Raw genomic sequence first — 17,815 nt, 5'->3', positions numbered from 1 at the left:
AGCACCCCGCCATCGAGCCCCTGCTGCGCTACAAGAAGATGCAGCGGCTGCTCGTGGCCAACGAGACCTCGGCCCCGGGTTCCGTTGCGCGTCGTACCCGCTCGACCCGCGTCCCGGGCCACCAGCCCGCCGTCGCACCGCCGACTGGACGTCGCACCGCCGATGTTGGCGGTGCGACGTTCAACCGGCGGTGCGACGCAGCGCGGGCGCGGGCGCGGGCGCGGGCGCGGCCGTGGGCGACGAGGCGCGAGTCGCCGCAGTCGCCTCCGAGCCGGCCCGCACCGCGGGCACCGCGACGGGCAGTGTCAGCCGGAACACCGCGCCGGGCCGCCCGAACCCGGGGGCCTCGCAGACCAGGTCGCCGCCGTGGGCGCGGGCGAGGCCGCGGGCGATGGGCAGGCCGAGGCCCGCGCCTCCGTCGCCGGACCGTCGGGCCTCGTCGAGTCGCACCAGCCGGTCGAACACCCGCTCGCGGTCGGCGGCGGGCACGCCCGGGCCGTCGTCCGAGACCAGCACCGAGACCTCGTCGGCCCGGGACGCGTCGAGCCACAGCGTCACCTGCCCCGTGCCACCCGTCGCGCGGGCCGCGTTGTCGACGAGGTTGCCGACGACCTGCGAGACGCGCCCCGCGTCGGCGGCGACCACGACCGGCCCGTCGGGCAGCACCACGCGCAGGTCGAGCGACGGTCGGCGCAGGCGCTGGCGCTCGACGTCGGCCAGCAGCGACGCCCCGAGGTCGACGGGTGCGACGTCGAGCGAGATGCCCTGGTCGACGCGCGCCATCAGCAGCATGTCGTCGATCAACCGGGAGGCGCGCTCGGCCTCGCGCACCACGTGCGTCGCGAGGCGCTCGCGTTCGTCGGCCGTGCCGGGCGACCGCACGAGGGTGTCGGCCGCGGCGCGCATCCCCGCCACGGGGGTGCGCAGTTCGTGGGCGGCGTCCGACACGAAGGCCCGCACCCGCGTCTCGGCGTCGAGTGCGGCCCGCTCGGCCCCCTCGACGCCGTCGAGCATCTCGTCGAACGCGACGGCGACGCGGCCGATCTCGGTGTCGCGTCGGGCGGGGCGCAGGCGTCGGCCGCGGTCTCCGTGCGCGATGGAGCGCGCCACGCCCGTCATCCGGTCGAGCGGTCGCAGCGTCGCCCGGACCACGAGGGCCAGGCCGATCGCCGCGATCAGCAGGAACGCCGCGGAGGCGCCGATCATCACCCAGCGCAGCTGCACCAGGGTCTCACCCACCGACCGCGAGTCGGTGGTCAGCGTGATCGTCGAGCCGTCGCTGAGCCGCGAGACGAGGGTCGTCACCTCGTCGTCGCTCCTGGCCTCGGACGAGCTGACCGTGACCGAGTCGGACGAGGAGGCGCCGGCTGCGTCCCCGGAGTCGGCCCCCGTCGACGAGTCACCGGTCGCCGAGTCACCGGTCGCCGAGTCACCGGTCGCCGAGGAGCCGTCTGACGAGGAGCCGGAAGCGGTGCCGCCGTCGGCGTCGGTGCCCGCGCCTCCTGGTCCGTCGGTGAGGCCGGAGGCCGGGCCGGCGGGACCGGGGCCTCCCTCGCCGAGTGCGGGTGGGCCCTCGCGCAGCTGCTCGGGGCTCGGGCCGGCGACGATCGCGTCGCCGTTCGCGTCGCGGATGACGACCGACAGCCCCTGGGCCGACAGGCGGTCGGCGAGCTCGTCGCCGTCGACCGTGCCGACCAGGGCGGCGGCGGCCGCGGCCCGATCCGACAGCCGGTCGACGACCTGGGCCCGGAGGCGCTGGCCGAGGGTGAGCTCGACCGTCACGGCGAGCGCCGCCAGCAGGACGGCGAGCAGCAGCAGCACGGCGACGACCGTGCGGACGCGCAACGAGCCGGTGCGCAGCCCGGGTGCGGTGTCGTCGGGGGCCCGACCCGCGCCTCCTCGGGGGTGCGTGGGGGCGTCGTGCGGGCGCGTCGGGTCGCCCGTCGTCAAGGAGGCGCGGCGCGGCCGGGTCACGCGCTCATCCGGTAGCCGAGACCGCGGACGGTGTGGATCAGGCGGGGGCCGTGGGTCTCCATCTTGCGGCGGAGGGCGCTGAGGTGGACCTCGACGAGGTTCGGGTCGTAGTCGTCGTAGCCCCAGACCTGGGTGAGGATCTGGGTCTTCGAGACGGTGCGTCCGCGGCTCTCGGCGAGGAACCCGAGCAGGCGGAACTCGGTCGCGGTGAGGTCGAGCGGTTCGCCGCCGCGCGTGATGCGGGCCGCCTCGGGGTCGACCACGAGGTCACCGACCTCGATCACCGACGGGATGCGACCTCGGCGGCGCAGCACGGCCGTGACGCGCGCGATGAGCTCGGCCACGGCGAAGGGCTTGACCACGTAGTCGTCGACGCCCTCCGAGAAGCCGCGCAGCCGGTCGTCGACCTCGTCGCGCGCCGTCAGCATGACGACGGCGGCGTCGGAGGAGGTGCGGATCGTGCTCGCCAGGCGGATGCCGCTCGCGCCGGGCAGCATCCAGTCGAGCACCACGAGGTCGGGCACGAACGCCTTGAGCTGCTCGGGCAGGTCGGAGCCGTCGGCCAGGCCGTGCACGGCGAAGCCCTCGGCACCGAACGCGGTGACGACGGCGGTGCGGATGGTCTCGTCGTCGTCGATCACGAGGACACGGGCGGGGCTGAGCATCCACGCACGGTAGGTGCGGCGGGTGGGCGGAGGCTATGGACGGGCTGTGCCTCGGGTGTGCGTCGAGGCGGACGGCCCTGCCGCTAGGGTCGGCGCATGGGGAGACAGCGCCGACGACGGCAACTCGTCACGGCCGGCGTCCTGCTGGGCATCTCGCTGCTGGCGTTCTGGCTCGGAGCGCCGGTCTCGGCCCGGTGGCCGTCTGCCTACCTGACCATGGGGTTCGTCGCGTTCGGGCTCTTCCTGGTCGCGTTGTGGCTGTTCCTCCTCGTCGTCGCCGAGCGTGAGGGCACGCCTCCGGGTGCGCCGACCCTGCCGAACCGCCCGGGCTCGCCGAGCTGGTGGCCGTTCCAGCGACGGCAGCCTCCGCGCCCGCCGGAACCCCCTGCGTCCTCCATCGCCCCCTGGCGTCACCACACCTGGGAGGACCGGGTGGTCCCCGTCCTGCGTCGCATCGATGCCGACGAGACCCTCGAGCTGTTGCTCGTCGACGATCGAGGCGAGGGTCCGATCGGCACGAAGCGCGAGATCGTCGTGGCGCTCTCCACCCAGGACCTGCTGATGATGTCGGCCGCTCTGCGGGCGGACGCCACGGCTCCCGGCAGACGGTGGTCCTCCCGCGAGATCGGCTTCGACGCGGACGACGCCCTCGCCTGGTCGCGTCGAGCGGCCCGCGCCGCCCGTGATGCGCCGACACTCCGCCCAGGCCCTCCGAGCATCGCAGCCGTCGGAGCACGACGGATCGGCTGGACCGCCTGGGCGCTCGCGCCGGAAGCGGACGGCGGACGGCAGGACCCGTGGTTCGCCGTGCCCCTGGATCAGCTCGAGGCCGTGACGAACGCCGTGGCCGAGGTGGCCGACGGGGACGAGCGCGAGGAGCGGTGGGCTGCCGCCGAGCTGGTGAGTCGCCTTCGCGTCGTCCTTCGGGATTCGCACGAGCTCGATCCCCTGTCGGCGTCCGACGTCGGGGCGTCAGTCGACCGGGCGCACGTCGTCCACGCCGGCGTCCGGTGGGAGCCCGGGATGCCCGGTGGTCGTAGCGTCCTACTGAAGTCGTCGAACTACCGCCCACTCGTGTGGTTCGGGGCAGGTGAGCCCGAGTTCACGGCGACGGGAACGGTCGTCGACGGCCACGTGATCGGTGCGATCTGTTCACGGACCGACGTCGGGGATCACGACGGACGTCACGGAGAGCCCGACCGGGAGGTCGTCGAACTGCGGTTCTTCGCCGTCGAGCACGCGCCTGTGCTCGCGACAGGCGACCGTCTCGTGCTCCTCGAGGGCCGGCGGGTCGTGGCACGGGGAGTCGTCGTGGGCTTCGACAGCTGAGCACGAATCCGGGCCCGACATGCCGGACCGTCGCGACGGAACCTGCTCAGCCGCGCGCCGTGCGCACGTAGGCGACGATCGCGTTGGCGTGCCCGTGACCCAGGCCGTGTTCGGTCTTAAGCCACGACACGACCTGCATGTGCGCGTGCTCGTCGAGCCGGGCGTCGACGAGGTCGAGCCAGTCCTGGATCGGCCGACCGTGGGTGCGCTCGATGCTCGGGAAGTACGACGCCGGCCCCTTCACGGTCTGGCCGTCGGCCGGCGGTTCGGGAGCCAGGACGCGTCGCTCGGACATGCCGTGACCGTAGCAGTCGGCGATGGTACGACTTAAGCCCCGCTTCAGATTCGGTTCCGAGAGTGGTGCCTGCCGGCGGGAACGACCCGACCGCCAGCCGCACCGCGGCCGGCCCGGCACCGAGATCTGGAGACACCATGGCGAAGGACATCACCCCCGGCGGCCGCGACGACGACCGTTTCGACGAGAACACCCCCTCGCAGGACGACGCGTGGGCCGAGCGCCTCCGCCGCGAGGACGAGGACGAGGACGCCCGCGCGACGACCGAGCTGCCCGCCGCGGCACCCGGCCAGCCGACCGCCCCGACCCGCCCGATCGTCGCGGACGACCAGCGCACCCGCGAACTACCCACCGAGGGCAGCGCGTTCCGCGCCGAGTCGAGCACGCGCCGCCGCCCGAAGAAGGGCCTGCTCGTCGGCATCGGCATCGCGGCGGCCGGCCTCGCCCTGGTCGGCACGAGCGCGGCCGTCGCCGTCTCGAACGCCGACGGTTCGACCGTCAGCGCCTCGTCGACCGCGACCCCCGGCCAGGACGACACCGCCGACCCGTCCGACGGCGCCACCGCGGCACCGACGGACGCACCGACCCCGCCGACCCCGGGCGACGAAGCCGACGGCAGCGGACCCGCCGAGGGCACCGGTCCCGACGGCAAGGCGCTGCCGACCCCGGGCACCGGCCCCGACGGCGAAGCCCTGCCCGACCCGGGCACCGGCCCTGACGGCAAGGCCCTGCCGACCCCGGGCACCGGCCCCGACGGCAAGGCCCTGCCGACCCCCGGCACCGGCCCCGACGGCGAAGCCCTGCCCGACCCCGCCGACGGCGTTCCGGCCGACGGCGGCCCTGCGGACGGTGGCCCGATGGGCCCCGGCCACGGACCCGCCGGCAAGGGCGGACCCGAGAAGGACGCGGACGGCGGAGACGACTCCGACCGCCCGACCCCGCCGACCGACGCCCCGACCCCTCCCACGGACGCGCCGACGCCCTCCGACGCCCCGACCCCGGGCACCGAAGAGGGCTCGGGCTCGTAGGCCGCCCCGACCCCTGCGGCCCGAACCGCAGGGGTCCGCACGAACCGCCGGGGTCCGCACGAACCGCAGACGCTCGTCAGAACCGCAGACGCTCGTCAGAACCGCAGACGCCCATCAGAACCGCAGACGCTCGTCAGAACCGCAGACGCTCGTCAGAACCGCGTGGTGATGCCGCCCTCCACCACGGGCGGCACGCCACGGCGGTCGGCCGCGCCCCGCACCGTGGCGATCTCGCTCCACTTGTCGATCGTGGTGCAGGGGTGCGAGACGCCGAGCCGCACCAGGTCGCCGACCTGCAGGCCGGACGACGGGTCGAGCCGCAAGAAGGCGTGCTGGTCGTTGAGTGCCGACACGTGCGACCCGTCGAGCACCCCCGGGAGGCGCCGGTCGGCCGCCTGCGGACGCCACGCCTCGAGCGCCACCGGGAACCCCTCGTCGTCGGAGGTGTCGCGGCGGCCGACGTTCAGCAGGGCCAGCCCGGGCTCGGGACGCGACACCACCGACGCCCACAGCTCGAGGGCCGGTCGGAACGCAGGACCGGCCGCGAGCCCGGCCCGCCCAGGCCCGGGCCCCGGCCGGGCGGGCACCCCGCCCGAGCGGCCGGCCCCGAACCCCTCGACGAGGCCGTCGAGCCCGGTCAGCTCGCCGTCGGTCGGCCCGCCCATCTCGCGATCGGCCTGCGCCCCGGCCGAACCGTCGCCGACGACCACCGTGACGTCGGGGTCGACGCCACCCGCGCCTCCTGAGCCGTCAGCCGTCGTGCCGCGCGCGGAGGGCGTCAGCCGTCGGTAGAGGTCGTGGTCGTGGGCGACGTACGAGCCCGACCGCAGGACGACGCGCGTGCGCGGGCCCTGCAACCCCGAGGGGTCGTGCCGGTCGCCGAGGACGGCGACGACGCGGTCGAAGTAGACGCTGCCGCCCGCGGTGAGCACGACGTCGTGGCCGGAGGTCAGCCAGTCGTCGAACGCCGGTGCCCCGATGCCGTCGAGCACCTCGAGCAGACCCGTGAGGTAGTCGTCGACCACGGCGAGGCCGGCGTCGTCGACGTCGTGCGTGAGGGCGCCCTCGTAACCGGCGACCCCGGCCAGCACGAGGTGCGGAGCCGCCGCAACGGCCTCGGCCACGAGCAGCGCCTCGCGCACGGAACGAGCGCCCGTCCGCCCGAGCGGCGACCCGAACTCGACCAGCACGGCCAACGGCCGCGCGGCCTCGCCCCGAGCCAGGCCGGCGTCGACCAGCCGCACCGTCTCGACCGAGTCGACCCACATCAGCACGTCGGCCCCGGGGGCGGCGAGCGCCGCCAGGGTCGCCGGGGCGAACGCGGTGCCCGCCATGACGACGGTCGGCACCCCGGCCTCGCGCGCCACGGCGACCTGGAAGGCCGTCGCAAGCGTGATGCCCCACGCCCCGGCGTCGAGCTGCCGTCGCCAGATCTCGGGCGCCATCGTCGTCTTGCCGTGCGGCGCCAGGTCGACGCCGGCCTCTCGACACCAGGCGGCCATGGTGTCGACGTTGTGGGCGAGGGCGTCGAGGTCGAGGGTCAGCAGCGGGGTCGCGAGGTCGATCAGCGCGACGGGACGCGGTTCGCGACCGAAGCCGACCTTGGTGCTCGACGGGTGGGCCGGGGTCGACGGTGCCAGGGGTGAGGTGGTCATGGTGCCTTCCGACGGGCGGGTGGAGGGGTGGAGCGCTCAGGCCGTGTGTCGGTGCCTGACGGTAGCTTGGCAGGCACCCCCGACACGCGACACATCACCCGGGGGCGCATCCACCATCGAGCACCACCACGACAAAGCAGAGAAGAGCAGACCCGTGAGCGAGAAGACCGAAGTCCGCACCGGCGGCGCACCGACCCCCATCTCGACCTTCTCGCAGGGCGTGCTCAAGAACGGGTTCCTCAGCGTCTCGGGTCAGGGGCCGCAAGACCCCGGCACGGGCGAGTACCTGCACGCGGGCGACCTCACGTCGCAGACCGTCCGCACGCTCGACAACGTCAAGGCCGTCGTCGAGGGCGCCGGCGGCACCTTCGACGACGTCGTGTCGCTGCGGGTCTTCCTCACCACGCGAGACGACTTCGCCGAGATGAACGCCGCCTACGAGACCTACCTGCTGCAGAACGTGCCGAGCGGTGTGTTCCCCACCCGCACGACGGTCTTCGTCGAGCTGCCGAACGAGGCCATGCTCGTCGAGATCGACGCACTCGCCGTCCTCAGCTGAGGCCGAGCACCACCGCAGGAGGCGCGGGCTCAGTCCGCCGCACCCGTCACCACCACGGTCTTCCGCGACCACGTCGCGTCGGTCAGCTGGGCCAGCATGAAGCGCGCGACGTCGGCCCGGGTGACGTGGATACCGCGCCCCTCGGGAAGCCTCTCCCCCGTGGCGAGCGACCCGGTGGCCGGGTCGTCGGTGAGCCGGGTCGGGTAGACGAGGGTCCAGTCGAGGCCGCTGTCGCGCACCTCGGCATCGGCGACCTCCTTCGCGGCGTAGACCTTGCCGAGCACGGTGTGGAAGAACACCTTCTGCAGCGTGTTCGCGTCGTCCTGGCTGTCGCCGACGCCGAACGCCGAGCAGACCACCAGCCGGTCGACCCCTGCCTCGTGCATCGCCGGCAGCAGGGCCCGTCCGACCTCGACCTCGATCGGGTGCCGGATGTTCCGTGAACCGATCGCGTCGAGCACCGCGTCCTGACCGGCGACGGCCGACCTGACGTCGTCCGGCGAGGTCGCGTCGCCCGTGAGCACCCGCACGCCGTCGGTCACGTCGAGCGCCGAGGCGTCGCGGACGAGCACCGTCACGTCGTGCCCCGCCGACAGCGCGACGCGCAGCACGTGCGAGCCCGTGCCTCCGGTCGCACCCAGCACCAGAACCTTCATCGCGCCTCCTGTCGTTCACCGAAGCGAACACCGTCCGGCCGGGGCGGGGCCGGGAGAACCCGATCGATGCCCTGGACGGCCGGGCGGCAGGGCGTCGCGGGGAGGGTCGGCCGACCCGGGGAGGCCGACGCGCGCCGGCCGGGTCCGCGGGGCCGGGTCCGCGGGGCCGGGTCAGCGGAGGCGGCGACCGGCAACCCAGAGGCCGACCAGCCCCGACGGGCCGAGCCGGGGCGTCGCGTAGGTGGCCCGGTCGACGTAGGCCCGAGGGTCGATCAGCTGCAGGTCGGCGACGGCCCCGGGAGCGACGCCGAGCGCGCCTCCTCGGCGACCGCCGGCGCGGCCTCCCACCCCGCCACCGTGCTCGATGCCCCCGCCGCCGGCCGACCCGGCGTCGACCCCGCCCGGCCGGCCGACGCCGAGCCCGAACCGCGAGGAGGCGCGGGTCGACATCCGAGCGATCGCCTCGCCCCGCGACAGCACGGCCTGCGTCCCCGCACCGGCGTACGTGTCGAGCACGCGCGAGAAGGTGCCGTACAGCCGCGGGTGCACGGTGCCCGTCTCGCGCGGCAGGCCGTCCGAGCCGACCAGGGTGTGCGGCCAGGCGAGCGCCGTCCGCATGCCCTCGAGGTCGGTGTGGAAGACGATGACGGTCAGCGACCCGCGCTCGGCGAGGACGAGGTCGGCGAGCACCTCGCGCGGGTCGGCGCCGACCGCCGCCGCGACGTCGGACAACGATCGCCCCTCGAACGGCCCGTGCTCGGGCCGGGTGAACCCGGCCAGCGAGATGCGTGACGGCCCGATCGCGGCGTACTGGTTCTCGAGCGTCGAGCCGGTCCACGGTTCGAGCAGCCCGTCGAGCACCTGCCGCCGCGTGAGCGTGCCGGGCCGCAGCGCCTCGAGCAGGCTCTCGACCCCGCGGTCGGCGGTCGCCGGCGGGAAGAGCGACGCCACCGTCGTGCTGCCCGCGTCGTAGGGGTAGACGTCGGCGCTGACGTCGACCCCGTCGTCGCGCAGGGCGTCGAGGTGCTCGACGACGGCGGGCATGCCCCCGACGTTGCGCGGACCGGTCACCTTGAGGTGGCTGACGTGCACGGCCGCCCCGGTCTCGCGCCCGAGCGACGCCAGTTCGTCGACGGAGGCGCGCAGCCCGTCGGCCTCGTTGCGGACGTGGGCGACGAGCAGCTTGCCGCGCGCAGCGCACTCCCGCGCGAGCGCGACGAGCTCGGGCCGGTCGGCGGCGTCGCCGGGCGCGTACATCAGGCCGAGCGAGACGCCGAGGGCACCCGCGTCGAGCGCCTCGCCGACCGACGCCGCGATGCGTGACCGCTCGGCGCGGTCGGCCGGGCGGCGCTCGAACCCGACGACGGCCGCCCGCAGGGGCGCGTGCGGGACGAGCGTCGCCGCGTGCAGGCCGAACCGCCCGTCGGCGTCGCCCTCGGCCAGTGTCCGCACGTAGTCGGCGAAGGTCGGCCACGTCCGGCGGGGGAACTCCCCCAGCACCGGCCTCGAGTACTCCGCGAGCGAGCGGTCGCCGGGGTCGACCGGCGACGGCGCCACGCCCTGGCCGCAGTTGCCGACGATCGTGGTCGTGACGCCCTGCCCGGTCTTCGGCTCGACCCCGCCCGGGCGGAACAGCGCCGCGTCGTCGTGCGCGTGAACGTCGACGAAGCCGGGCAGCACGTCGAGCCCCGTCGCGTCGACCACCTCGACGCCCGCCACCCCGTCGCCCGTCACCGCGTCGCCCGTCACAGCGTCGACCGTCACCCCGTCGACCGACGCCGCCGCCCCGGGGCCGACGGCCGCGACCACCCCGTCGCGGACGACGACGTCGGCGACGCGACCCGCGCCTCCCGAGCCGTCCCAGACCGTCCCGCCGGCCAGCACCAGCGTCGTCACGACGCCGCGACCGTCACCGGTGCGCCCTCACGGGCGGGCTACTCGAAGCGCTGCCACTCGGGCTTGTTCTCGTAGGTGTAGCGGTAGTAGTCGGCGAGCTGCAGCAGGGCTGCGGCGGCTTCGTCGACGACGATCGTGGCGTGCCGGTGCAGCTGCAGCGCACTGCCCGGGCACATCGCGCTGAGCGGCCCCTCGACCATGCCGGCGACCGCCGAGGCCTTGGCCGACCCCTGGGCCACCAGCACGACCTCGTGCGCGTCGAGGATCGTGCCGAGCCCCTGCGTGAGGCAGTGCGTCGGCACCTGCGAGGGGTCGTCGAAGAAGCGGGCGTTGTCGGCCCGGGTCTGCGGGGCCAGGGTCTTGATGCGGGTGCGCGACGCGAACGACGACGTGGGCTCGTTGAAGCCGATGTGCCCGTTCGCGCCGATGCCGAGGATCTGGACGTCGATGCCGCCCGCGTCGGCGATGGCGCGTTCGTAGTCGACGACCGCGGCCTCGACGTCGGTCGCCCGGCCGTCGGGCACGTGCACCTTCGAGGCGTCCATGCCCAGCGGCACGACGACGTCGCGGTGGATCACCGACGCGTAGCTCTCGGGGTGCTCGAGCGGGATGCCGACGTACTCGTCGAGCGCGAACCCCGAGGCGCGACCGAAGTCGAGCTCGCCGGCCTCGACCCGCGCCGCGAGCGACGCGTAGATGCCGGTGGGCGACGACCCGGTCGCGAGGCCCAGCACGGCCTCGGGATCGCGGTCGACGACCGACGCGATCTTGCGGGCGGCGACGCGGCCGACCTCGTCGGCGTCGCGGACGATGATGATCTCCATGGGGCTCCTCCCCGGTCGTGACGAGTGCGCGGCCGATGCGGACTCGGTGCCGGCGTCGTGACACGACTCGCGCCTCCTCCGGCCCGCGCCTCGTCCGGCTCGCGCCTCGTGCTCGTCAGGCCTCGGCGCGGATGTTGGCCACGACCGACTCGATGTACGCCTCGCGCTCTTCTCGCGAGGCCGGGCGGCCGGGCACGCCCGGACGCTGCTGCCACGGTAGCGGGCCGGACTCGTGCCGGTACTCGACGCCGATCGCGTCGAGGCGGGAGAGGTGCACGGCGAGCCGTGTGGAGAAGTCGTCGAAGTCGCGCGGCTCGGTGGTCCAGAGCGCCTCGGCGACGGCGCAGAGCCGCGGGAACGCGAAGAAGTCGACCGTGCGGGGCGAGTCCATGTGCTCGGTCCAGATGTTGGCCTGGCCGCCCAGCACGTGCCGGGCCTCGGCCTCGTCGAGCGCCTCGGGCACCGGCTCGAAGGCGTACACGTCGGCGAGGGTCAGCGGGATCGACACGGGGATCGGCTCGTCCGGCCCGTCCGACTGCCGGTAGTCGAGGTACACCTGGTCGTCGGGGCAGGCGACGACGTCGTAGCCGCGCCGGGCCGCCGTGACCGCGCCGGTCATGCCGCGCCACGACGCCACGGTCGCGCCCGGCGACATCGTGGCGTTCCCCTCGAGGATCTCGTCCCAGCCGAAGGTGCGTCGCCCGGCCGCCGCCAGGTGCGCGTCGAGCCGACCGATGAACCAGGCCTGCAGCTCTTCTTCGTCGGCGAGTCCGCGCTCGCGCATCAGCTGCTGGGTGCGCGGGTCGGCCTGCCACTGCGCCTTGGGGCACTCGTCGCCGCCGATGCCGATCCAGGTGCCCGGGAACAGCTCCATCACCTCGTCGAGCACGTCGGTGTAGAAGTCGACCGTCGACTGCTCGGTGTTGAGCACGTCCTCGAAGATGCCCCACTCCGTCCCGACGGCGATCTGCCGTGGCGACTCGACCGGCGTGCCGTCGACCTCGACGGCACCGACGCCCAGGTGCGGGTAGGCCGTGATGGCGGCCATCGAGTGGCCCGGCACGTCGACCTCGGGCACGACCGTGATGTGGCGTGCAGCGGCGTAGGCCACGACCTCGCGGATGTCGTCCTGCGTGTAGAAACCGCCGTGCGGCCGACCGTCCTGGGTCGCGTCAGGCCCCGCCCCGACCTGCGACGAGCCGCGCCAGGCACCCACAGAGGTCAGCCGCGGGTACTTCGCGATCTCGATGCGCCAGCCCTGGTCCTCGGTGAGGTGCCAGTGCAGCGTGTTGAGCCGGTGCAGCGCCATCAGGTCGACGAAGCGCAGCACGTCGTGCTTCGGCAAGAAGTGCCGTGCGACGTCGAGGTGCGTCCCCCGCCAGCCGAACCGCGGCCGGTCCTCGACGTCGACGGCGGGCACCACCCAGTCGACGCCCGACACGAGGGCCGACCGGTACGCGGCCGCGGGCAGCAACTGACGCAGCACCTGGGCGCCGTGGAACGCCCCGGCCGCGTCGCCGCCGGTGATGCGCACCCCGGCGGGTCGCGCCTCCAGCCGGTAGGCCTCGGCCCCGAGCGAGGCGTCCAGGTCGAACGAGATGCCGGTGCCGTCGGCGCTGCCCTCGCGCAGGGGCAGCCCGGTCGCCGGGCGCAGCGCCTGCTGCAGCCAGGCGACGACGCCGGCCAACTCGTCGGGCGCCGAGACGCGCGTGGCCGAGTCGAGTCGGAACGCCCCGGAGGCGCGGGTCAGCCGGGCCGGACGCGGCACGATCGCGACCGGTGCGGTCTCGGGCGTCGTGGTGCCGGGTCGAGCGGGCGTCGAGGTGGTCGAGGGTGCGTGCGTCACGGGGTCAGCCCTTCACGGCGCCGGCGGACATGCCGGTCACCAGGTTGCGTTGGATGATCATGAAGAAGACGACGACCGGCAACGAGAACAGCACCGAGGCCGCCATCTGCCCGCCGAAGTCGGTGCCGCTCGTCGGCGTGCTGAACGAGGCCAGCCAGACCGGCAGCGTGTACATCGACTGGTCCTTCATGAACGTGTAGGCCACGAGGTAGTCGTTCCAGGCGGCGATGAACGCGAAGATGCTCGTCGCGATCATGCCGGGCAGCACGAGGGGGAACATGATGCGCGTCAGCACCTGCCAGGTGCTCGCCCCGTCGAGCTGGGCGGCCTCCTCGACCTCGACCGGGATCGCCAGGAAGAACCCGCGCATCACCCAGATCGAGAACGGCAGCGTCGACGCGACGTACGCCAGGATGAGCCCGCCGTAGGTGCCGAGCAGCCCCAGGCTGTTGAAGATCAAGAACTGCGGGATCAGCAGGGCGGTCGCGGGCAGCATCTGGACGATCAGGATGAACACCATGATCGTGCGCCGCCCCCGGAACCGGAACCGCGACAGGGCGGCCGAGGCGAACAGGCCGAGCACGATCGAGAAGATCACGGCGCCCGCGACGACGATGACGCTGTTGCGCAGGTTCGTGAAGAAGTCCGACTGCGTCACCGCGACGACGAAGTTGTCGAACGTCGGGTTCTGCGGCCAGAACAGCGGGGTCGACGTCATCACCTCGGGCCGCGGCTTGAACGCCGTGTTCACCATCCAGTAGACGGGGAACAGCCAGACGAGGCTGAAGACGACCGCGATCGCGTTGCTGACCCAGCGGGGCTTCCGGCGGCGACGGGTCGGGCGCGCGGCCGACGGGCGGCCGGTGCCGTGGCCCGAGCGCGCCTCCTTGCTCGTCTCGTCGCGGGCGACGGTCTCGGTCGTCGTGGTGCCGACGCCGGCAGGTGCGGTCGTGGTCACAGGTCTTCTCCGGATCGGACGAGGTTGCGGACGTAGAACGCGGTCAGCACGACGAGCAGCAGCGTGGTGACCACCGAGATGGCGGCACCCTGCCCGATGTCGAAGCCGACGAACGCGGTGACGTAGGTGAAGACGCCGAGGGTCGAGGTGGCGTCGTCGGGGCCGCCGGCCGAGACGAGCCAGATCTGGTTGAAGACGTTGAAGTCCCAGATGATCGACAAGATGGTGATCAGCAGCAGCGTCGGCTTGAGGAAGACCAGGGTGACCGTCCGGTAGACGCGCCACTCGCTGGCGCCGTCGAGCCGCGCGGCCTCTTTGTACTCGAGCGGGATCTGCGTCTCGGCGGCGTACATGGTCAGTGCGATGAAGGGCACGGCCTGCCACACGATGAGCATCCAGATGCTCGTGTAGGCGAGGGCCGCGTCGTTCGACCAGTCGACGTTCGTCATGTCGCCGACCAGGCCGGTCTGGGTGAGCAGCCAGTTGACGACGCCGTAACCGGGCTGGAACAGCCACTTCCAGACGATCGACGAGGCCACGTTCGGCATCGCCCAGGCGAGGATCAGCACGACGGTCACGGCGTACCGCATCGGCGCGCCGAGTCGGGTCAGCAGGTGCGAGACGCCGGTGCCGATCAGCACGCTGCCCCCGACCATCGCGGCCGTGAAGACGAGCGTGCGGACGAGCGACCACCAGAAGTCGGTGTCGGTCAGCAGCGTCGCGTACTGCTGCACGCCGACCGAGTCGTACGCGCCGGTGAAGAGCGAGCGCTGGTCGTAGTCGGTGAACGACGTGAAGACCAAGAACACGATGGGTGCGACGGTCACGGCCAGCAGCACGATGCCGGCAGGCGAGAGCAGCCAGAGCGGCGCGAGCTGGCGCTTCTTCCCCGGCCGCACCGGAGCCTTCCGCTCGTTCTTCGGGCGCCTGCGGCCCTTCTGGTCGGGCGCGGCGCCGGGCGGGGTCTCGGTGAGACCGGGAGCGATCGAGAGGGCCACGGTTCCTCTTTCGGTTCGAGTCCAGGAGGGGCGGGTCGAGGGGGCGGGAGCGTCGCGCGATCAGGTGGTCGCGCGACGCCCTCGGGGTGCTGCCGGTGGTCGGTGCCGGTCGCCCGGCGCCTCGGTGCCGGTCGCCCGGCGCCTCGTCGTCAGTCGTTCAGCGCCTTGTCGGTGGCCTCGTCGAAGGACTTCGCCGCGGCCTCGGCCGACTTGGAGCCCGAGACGACCGAGGAGAAGAGCTGGTTGATGCTCTTGTCGCCCTCGAGGGCCGCCCAGTTCGCGCTGGCCGGGGTGGCCTTCGAGTTCAGGGCGGCGTCGAAGAAGCCCTTCTGGATCGGCGTCACGACGCTGCCGGCCGCCTCGATGCCCTCTTCGCTGTTCGGGATCCAGCCGTCGTTGCCGACGACCCACTCGCTCTGGATGTCGGGGCTGGTGGCGATCTTGGTCCACTGCAGGGCGAGGTCGGAGTTCTGGCTCTTCGCCGCGATGCCCCAGTCCGAGCCGCCGAGCATGACCGGCTGCGTCTCGCCCGACTTGCCGGGCATCGGGAAGGTGCCGAAGTCGTCGTCGGTCAGCGCGGGGTTGGCCTTCTTGATCAGGTCGATCGAGCCGTTGGTGTGCAGGATCGTCGCGGTCTTGCCGTCGGCGAAGACCTGCGTCTGGTCGGGCGCGTCGGTGTCGAGCGTCTGCGAGGCGGGCGTCGAGTAGGCGTTCTGGAACTGCGTGAAGTCCTCGAGACCCTGCTGCGCCTCCTTGCTCTCGAGGCCGGCGGTCCAGGTGCCGTCACTCGACGTGGCGATCTCGCCGCCGGCGTCCCAGACGAACTGCATGCCGGCGTACCAGTACTGGCCGGGCAGGTAGAAGGCCGAGAAGTCGGAGGCCGTGTTCGCGGCCTTCACCGCGTCGAGGTCGGCCGTGAGTTCGTCGTAGGTGGTCGGGGCCTCGGTGATGCCGGCCTGGGCCCACATCGTCTTGTTGTAGATGACGGCACGGGCACCGGCGAAGCCCGGCACGGCGTAGAGCGAGTCGTCGACGGTGGCGGGTTCTTCGAGACCGGTCAGCCAGGTCTGGCCCTGCTCGAGGTCGTCGCGGTACGACGTCAGGTCGAGCAGCGCGCCGTTCGCGGCGTAGCTGGCGACCTGCGTGTTGCCGAGGTCGAGCACGTCGGGTGGCGTGTTCGTCGCGAGCGCCGTGCTGATCTTCGTGGTGATGCCGTCCCACTGCTGGATCTGGACGTCGACCTCGGCGCCGGTCTGCTTCGTGAACTTCTCGTTGATGGCGTCGATGGTCTCGGGCGTGTAGTCACCCGTCATGACCCAGACGGTCAGGCTCTTCCCGTCGCCCTCGGTCGTGGGGACGGCCTGCGGCGAGTCGGACGAGCTGCCGCCCGTGCCCGAGCTCGAGCAGGCGGTCAGGGCGAGTGCCGCGGCCAGGCCCAGGGCCCCGACCGCCGTGTAGCGTTGGATTCGCAATTTCATCTCCTCGTTCTCGAAGCGGGGATGCCGCATCGCTGTGGTCCCGGCCCGCGCTCGCACAAGCGTCGGGTCGGGAATGCGGCACGGGCGGTGGCCCTCGCCGCCTCCGGGGGTGGGCCCCCGAGGTCTGTGGTGGGGCTCACGTCAGCCCCAGTTCGGCCTGCAGCACGAACGACGCCGCACCCCGCAGGGCGAGGTCGGTGCCGCTGCCCGCGATGCGCATCGTCAAGCCGTTGCTGACGGCCGACAGCGTCCGCTGCCGGACGGTCTCGCGGGCGGCCCGCAACAGGGCTCCCTCGACCAGGTCGGCGGGGCCCGACAGCACGACCTCGTCGATGTTCAGTGCGCTGACGATCGGCGCGAGGACGAGCCCGAGCGCTCGACCGGCGTCGTGCAGCACGGCACCCCGCGACCCCTCGTCGTGCTGACGGAGGCGCGCCCTGAGCTGCGGAGCGGCCAGCACCTCCTCGAGGCACCCGCGTCGCCCGCACGCGCACACGTCGCCGTTCTCGTCGACCGTCACGTGGCCGATCTCGCCGGCCGAGAACTGGTCGCCCTCGACGAGGGCACCGGCGACGACGAGCCCGACGCCGACGCCGTGGTCGATGGTGACGACCATGAGGCTCTGGCCCGGCGCGGGGCGTGCGGTCGCGGGGTGCGCGGTGGTGGGGTGCGCGACGGGGTGCGCGGTCGGGGGGTGCGCGGTGGCGGTCGTGGCCTGCACGGTCGTCTCGCCGAAGGTGCGGATGCCCACGGCGGCCGCGTTCGAGTCGTTGCCGACGTGGACCGGCAGCCCGACGTGGTCGGACAGGCGCGCCCGCAAGGGCAGGTCGTACCAGCCGAGGTGGACGGCGGTGCGGACGACCCCGTCGTGGTCGACGATGCCCGGTGTCGCGACACCGACGCCGAGCACCGGGCGGGTCGTCAGCGCACCGAGGTCGTCGACGAGACGTTCGACCAGGGCGACCGCGGCTTCGCCGACGGCGCCGTCGAGGTCGACGCTCGCGCGCTCGACGACACCGCCCCGCAGGTCGACGACGGCCCCGACGAAGCGCTCCGCGCTCGACAGGTCGACCGTGACGATGTGGAAGGCGTCCGACTCGATGCCGACGAGCGTCGCCGGCTTGCCGACCCGGGAGTCGTCCCGGACGCCGAGCTCGCGGGCGACGCCGCCGTCGATCAGCTCGGCGACGAGGGCCGAGACCGTGGGACGGGTCAGCCCCGAGCGCCGGGCGAGGTCCGCCCGGCTCATCGAGCCGTCACGGTAGAGCGCCTGCAGGACGAGCGACCGATTGTGCGCACGGACGGGCGGTTGCTGCTGCCTGGTGATCGTCGTGCTGGTCACGGGCGCGTCCTCTCGTCTCGGCATCGTCGCCGACCTGTGGCCCGGTCTGCAGGCCCGCCGGCAGCGGTGCCGGGGTGGCGACGCCATGGTGGCGTGCCGTTAGTAAATGAGCCTTACAAACACGTGTCAAGGTGTGTGGCGGCGAGTTTACGCACACGAAACACCGACGGTCAACACCCGAAACATCGACCGGCGATCGCCGCGACCTCTTGCCGGGGCGTGGTTCGTAAGCTTTACTAACAAACATGTCCACGCCCGCCACCGCGTCCGTCGTCGCGGCCCCCGGTGCGCCCGGCCGTGCCCCGGCGGGCC

General features: G+C 73.3%; 15 protein-coding genes. 3 read left to right on the top strand and 12 right to left on the bottom strand.

Features of this window, described 5'->3' with window-relative positions; all coding sequences use genetic code 11:
* Window positions 1–180: 180 nt before the first annotated feature.
* A complete protein-coding gene (locus ITJ55_RS08815) occupies window positions 181–1,974 on the bottom strand; it encodes an ATP-binding protein (RefSeq protein WP_370544090.1) in 1,794 nt (597 codons plus the stop codon).
* Window positions 1,971–2,639 (bottom strand): response regulator transcription factor, encoded by a 669-nt coding sequence (locus ITJ55_RS08810; RefSeq protein ID WP_194595045.1) that lies wholly within the window; start codon window positions 2,637–2,639, stop codon window positions 1,971–1,973. Before ITJ55_RS08810 ends, ITJ55_RS08815 begins: the two co-directional genes overlap by 4 nt.
* A gap of 96 nt (window positions 2,640–2,735) precedes the next feature.
* Here ITJ55_RS08810 and ITJ55_RS08805 point away from each other — a divergent pair, with 96 nt between their 5' ends.
* A complete protein-coding gene (locus ITJ55_RS08805) occupies window positions 2,736–3,968 on the top strand; it encodes a hypothetical protein (protein WP_194595044.1) in 1,233 nt (410 codons plus the stop codon).
* 46 nt (window positions 3,969–4,014) lie between these two features.
* On the opposite strand, the gene ITJ55_RS08800 is transcribed toward ITJ55_RS08805, so the two are convergent.
* Window positions 4,015–4,263, bottom strand: a complete 249-nt coding sequence (locus ITJ55_RS08800; protein WP_194595043.1) for a DUF4287 domain-containing protein — start codon at window positions 4,261–4,263, stop codon at window positions 4,015–4,017.
* A 137-nt stretch (window positions 4,264–4,400) separates the two neighbouring features.
* On the opposite strand from ITJ55_RS08800, the gene ITJ55_RS08795 reads away from it, so the two are divergent.
* A complete protein-coding gene (locus ITJ55_RS08795; protein WP_194595042.1) occupies window positions 4,401–5,291 on the top strand; it encodes a hypothetical protein in 891 nt (296 codons plus the stop codon).
* Between the two features lie 152 nt (window positions 5,292–5,443).
* Here the strand turns inward: ITJ55_RS08795 and ITJ55_RS08790 are convergent, their stop codons facing one another.
* On the bottom strand, window positions 5,444–6,946 hold the full coding sequence (locus tag ITJ55_RS08790; RefSeq protein ID WP_194595041.1) for an alanine racemase: 1,503 nt from the start codon (window positions 6,944–6,946) through the stop codon (window positions 5,444–5,446).
* Window positions 6,947–7,100: 154 nt separating this feature from the next.
* Between ITJ55_RS08790 and ITJ55_RS08785 the strand changes: the two genes are divergently transcribed.
* A complete protein-coding gene (locus tag ITJ55_RS08785; RefSeq protein WP_056259578.1) occupies window positions 7,101–7,505 on the top strand; it encodes a RidA family protein in 405 nt (134 codons plus the stop codon).
* A gap of 29 nt (window positions 7,506–7,534) precedes the next feature.
* On the opposite strand, the gene ITJ55_RS08780 is transcribed toward ITJ55_RS08785, so the two are convergent.
* From ITJ55_RS08780 to ITJ55_RS08745, 8 genes are all read right to left on the bottom strand, one after another.
* Window positions 7,535–8,161, bottom strand: a complete 627-nt coding sequence (locus ITJ55_RS08780) for an NAD(P)-dependent oxidoreductase (protein ID WP_194595040.1) — start codon at window positions 8,159–8,161, stop codon at window positions 7,535–7,537.
* Window positions 8,162–8,332: 171 nt separating this feature from the next.
* Window positions 8,333–10,057 (bottom strand): amidohydrolase family protein, encoded by a 1,725-nt coding sequence (locus tag ITJ55_RS08775; RefSeq protein WP_194595039.1) that lies wholly within the window; start codon window positions 10,055–10,057, stop codon window positions 8,333–8,335.
* A 38-nt stretch (window positions 10,058–10,095) separates the two neighbouring features.
* The gene (gene nagB, locus ITJ55_RS08770) at window positions 10,096–10,881 is read right to left on the bottom strand and encodes a glucosamine-6-phosphate deaminase (protein ID WP_194595038.1); all 786 of its coding nucleotides are present in this window, start codon (window positions 10,879–10,881) and stop codon (window positions 10,096–10,098) included.
* A gap of 115 nt (window positions 10,882–10,996) precedes the next feature.
* A complete protein-coding gene (locus ITJ55_RS08765; RefSeq protein WP_370544089.1) occupies window positions 10,997–12,727 on the bottom strand; it encodes a beta-N-acetylhexosaminidase in 1,731 nt (576 codons plus the stop codon).
* A gap of 4 nt (window positions 12,728–12,731) precedes the next feature.
* The gene (locus ITJ55_RS08760) at window positions 12,732–13,685 is read right to left on the bottom strand and encodes a carbohydrate ABC transporter permease (RefSeq protein WP_370544088.1); all 954 of its coding nucleotides are present in this window, start codon (window positions 13,683–13,685) and stop codon (window positions 12,732–12,734) included.
* Window positions 13,682–14,683: a carbohydrate ABC transporter permease gene (locus ITJ55_RS08755; protein WP_370544087.1), complete on the bottom strand. Its 1,002-nt coding sequence runs from the start codon at window positions 14,681–14,683 to the stop codon at window positions 13,682–13,684. The genes ITJ55_RS08760 and ITJ55_RS08755 overlap by 4 nt, the downstream gene beginning before the upstream one ends.
* A gap of 149 nt (window positions 14,684–14,832) precedes the next feature.
* Window positions 14,833–16,155, bottom strand: a complete 1,323-nt coding sequence (locus ITJ55_RS08750; RefSeq protein ID WP_194595037.1) for an extracellular solute-binding protein — start codon at window positions 16,153–16,155, stop codon at window positions 14,833–14,835.
* A gap of 142 nt (window positions 16,156–16,297) precedes the next feature.
* Window positions 16,298–17,503 (bottom strand): ROK family transcriptional regulator, encoded by a 1,206-nt coding sequence (locus ITJ55_RS08745; RefSeq protein ID WP_370544086.1) that lies wholly within the window; start codon window positions 17,501–17,503, stop codon window positions 16,298–16,300.
* Between the last annotated feature and the right edge of the window lie 312 nt (window positions 17,504–17,815).

Source organism: Frigoribacterium sp. VKM Ac-1396, from assembly GCF_015350895.1.
Classification (GTDB): domain Bacteria; phylum Actinomycetota; class Actinomycetes; order Actinomycetales; family Microbacteriaceae; genus Frigoribacterium.
The sequence above is the reverse complement of the archived record's forward strand: the minus strand, read 5'-3'. Positions and strand labels throughout refer to the sequence as shown.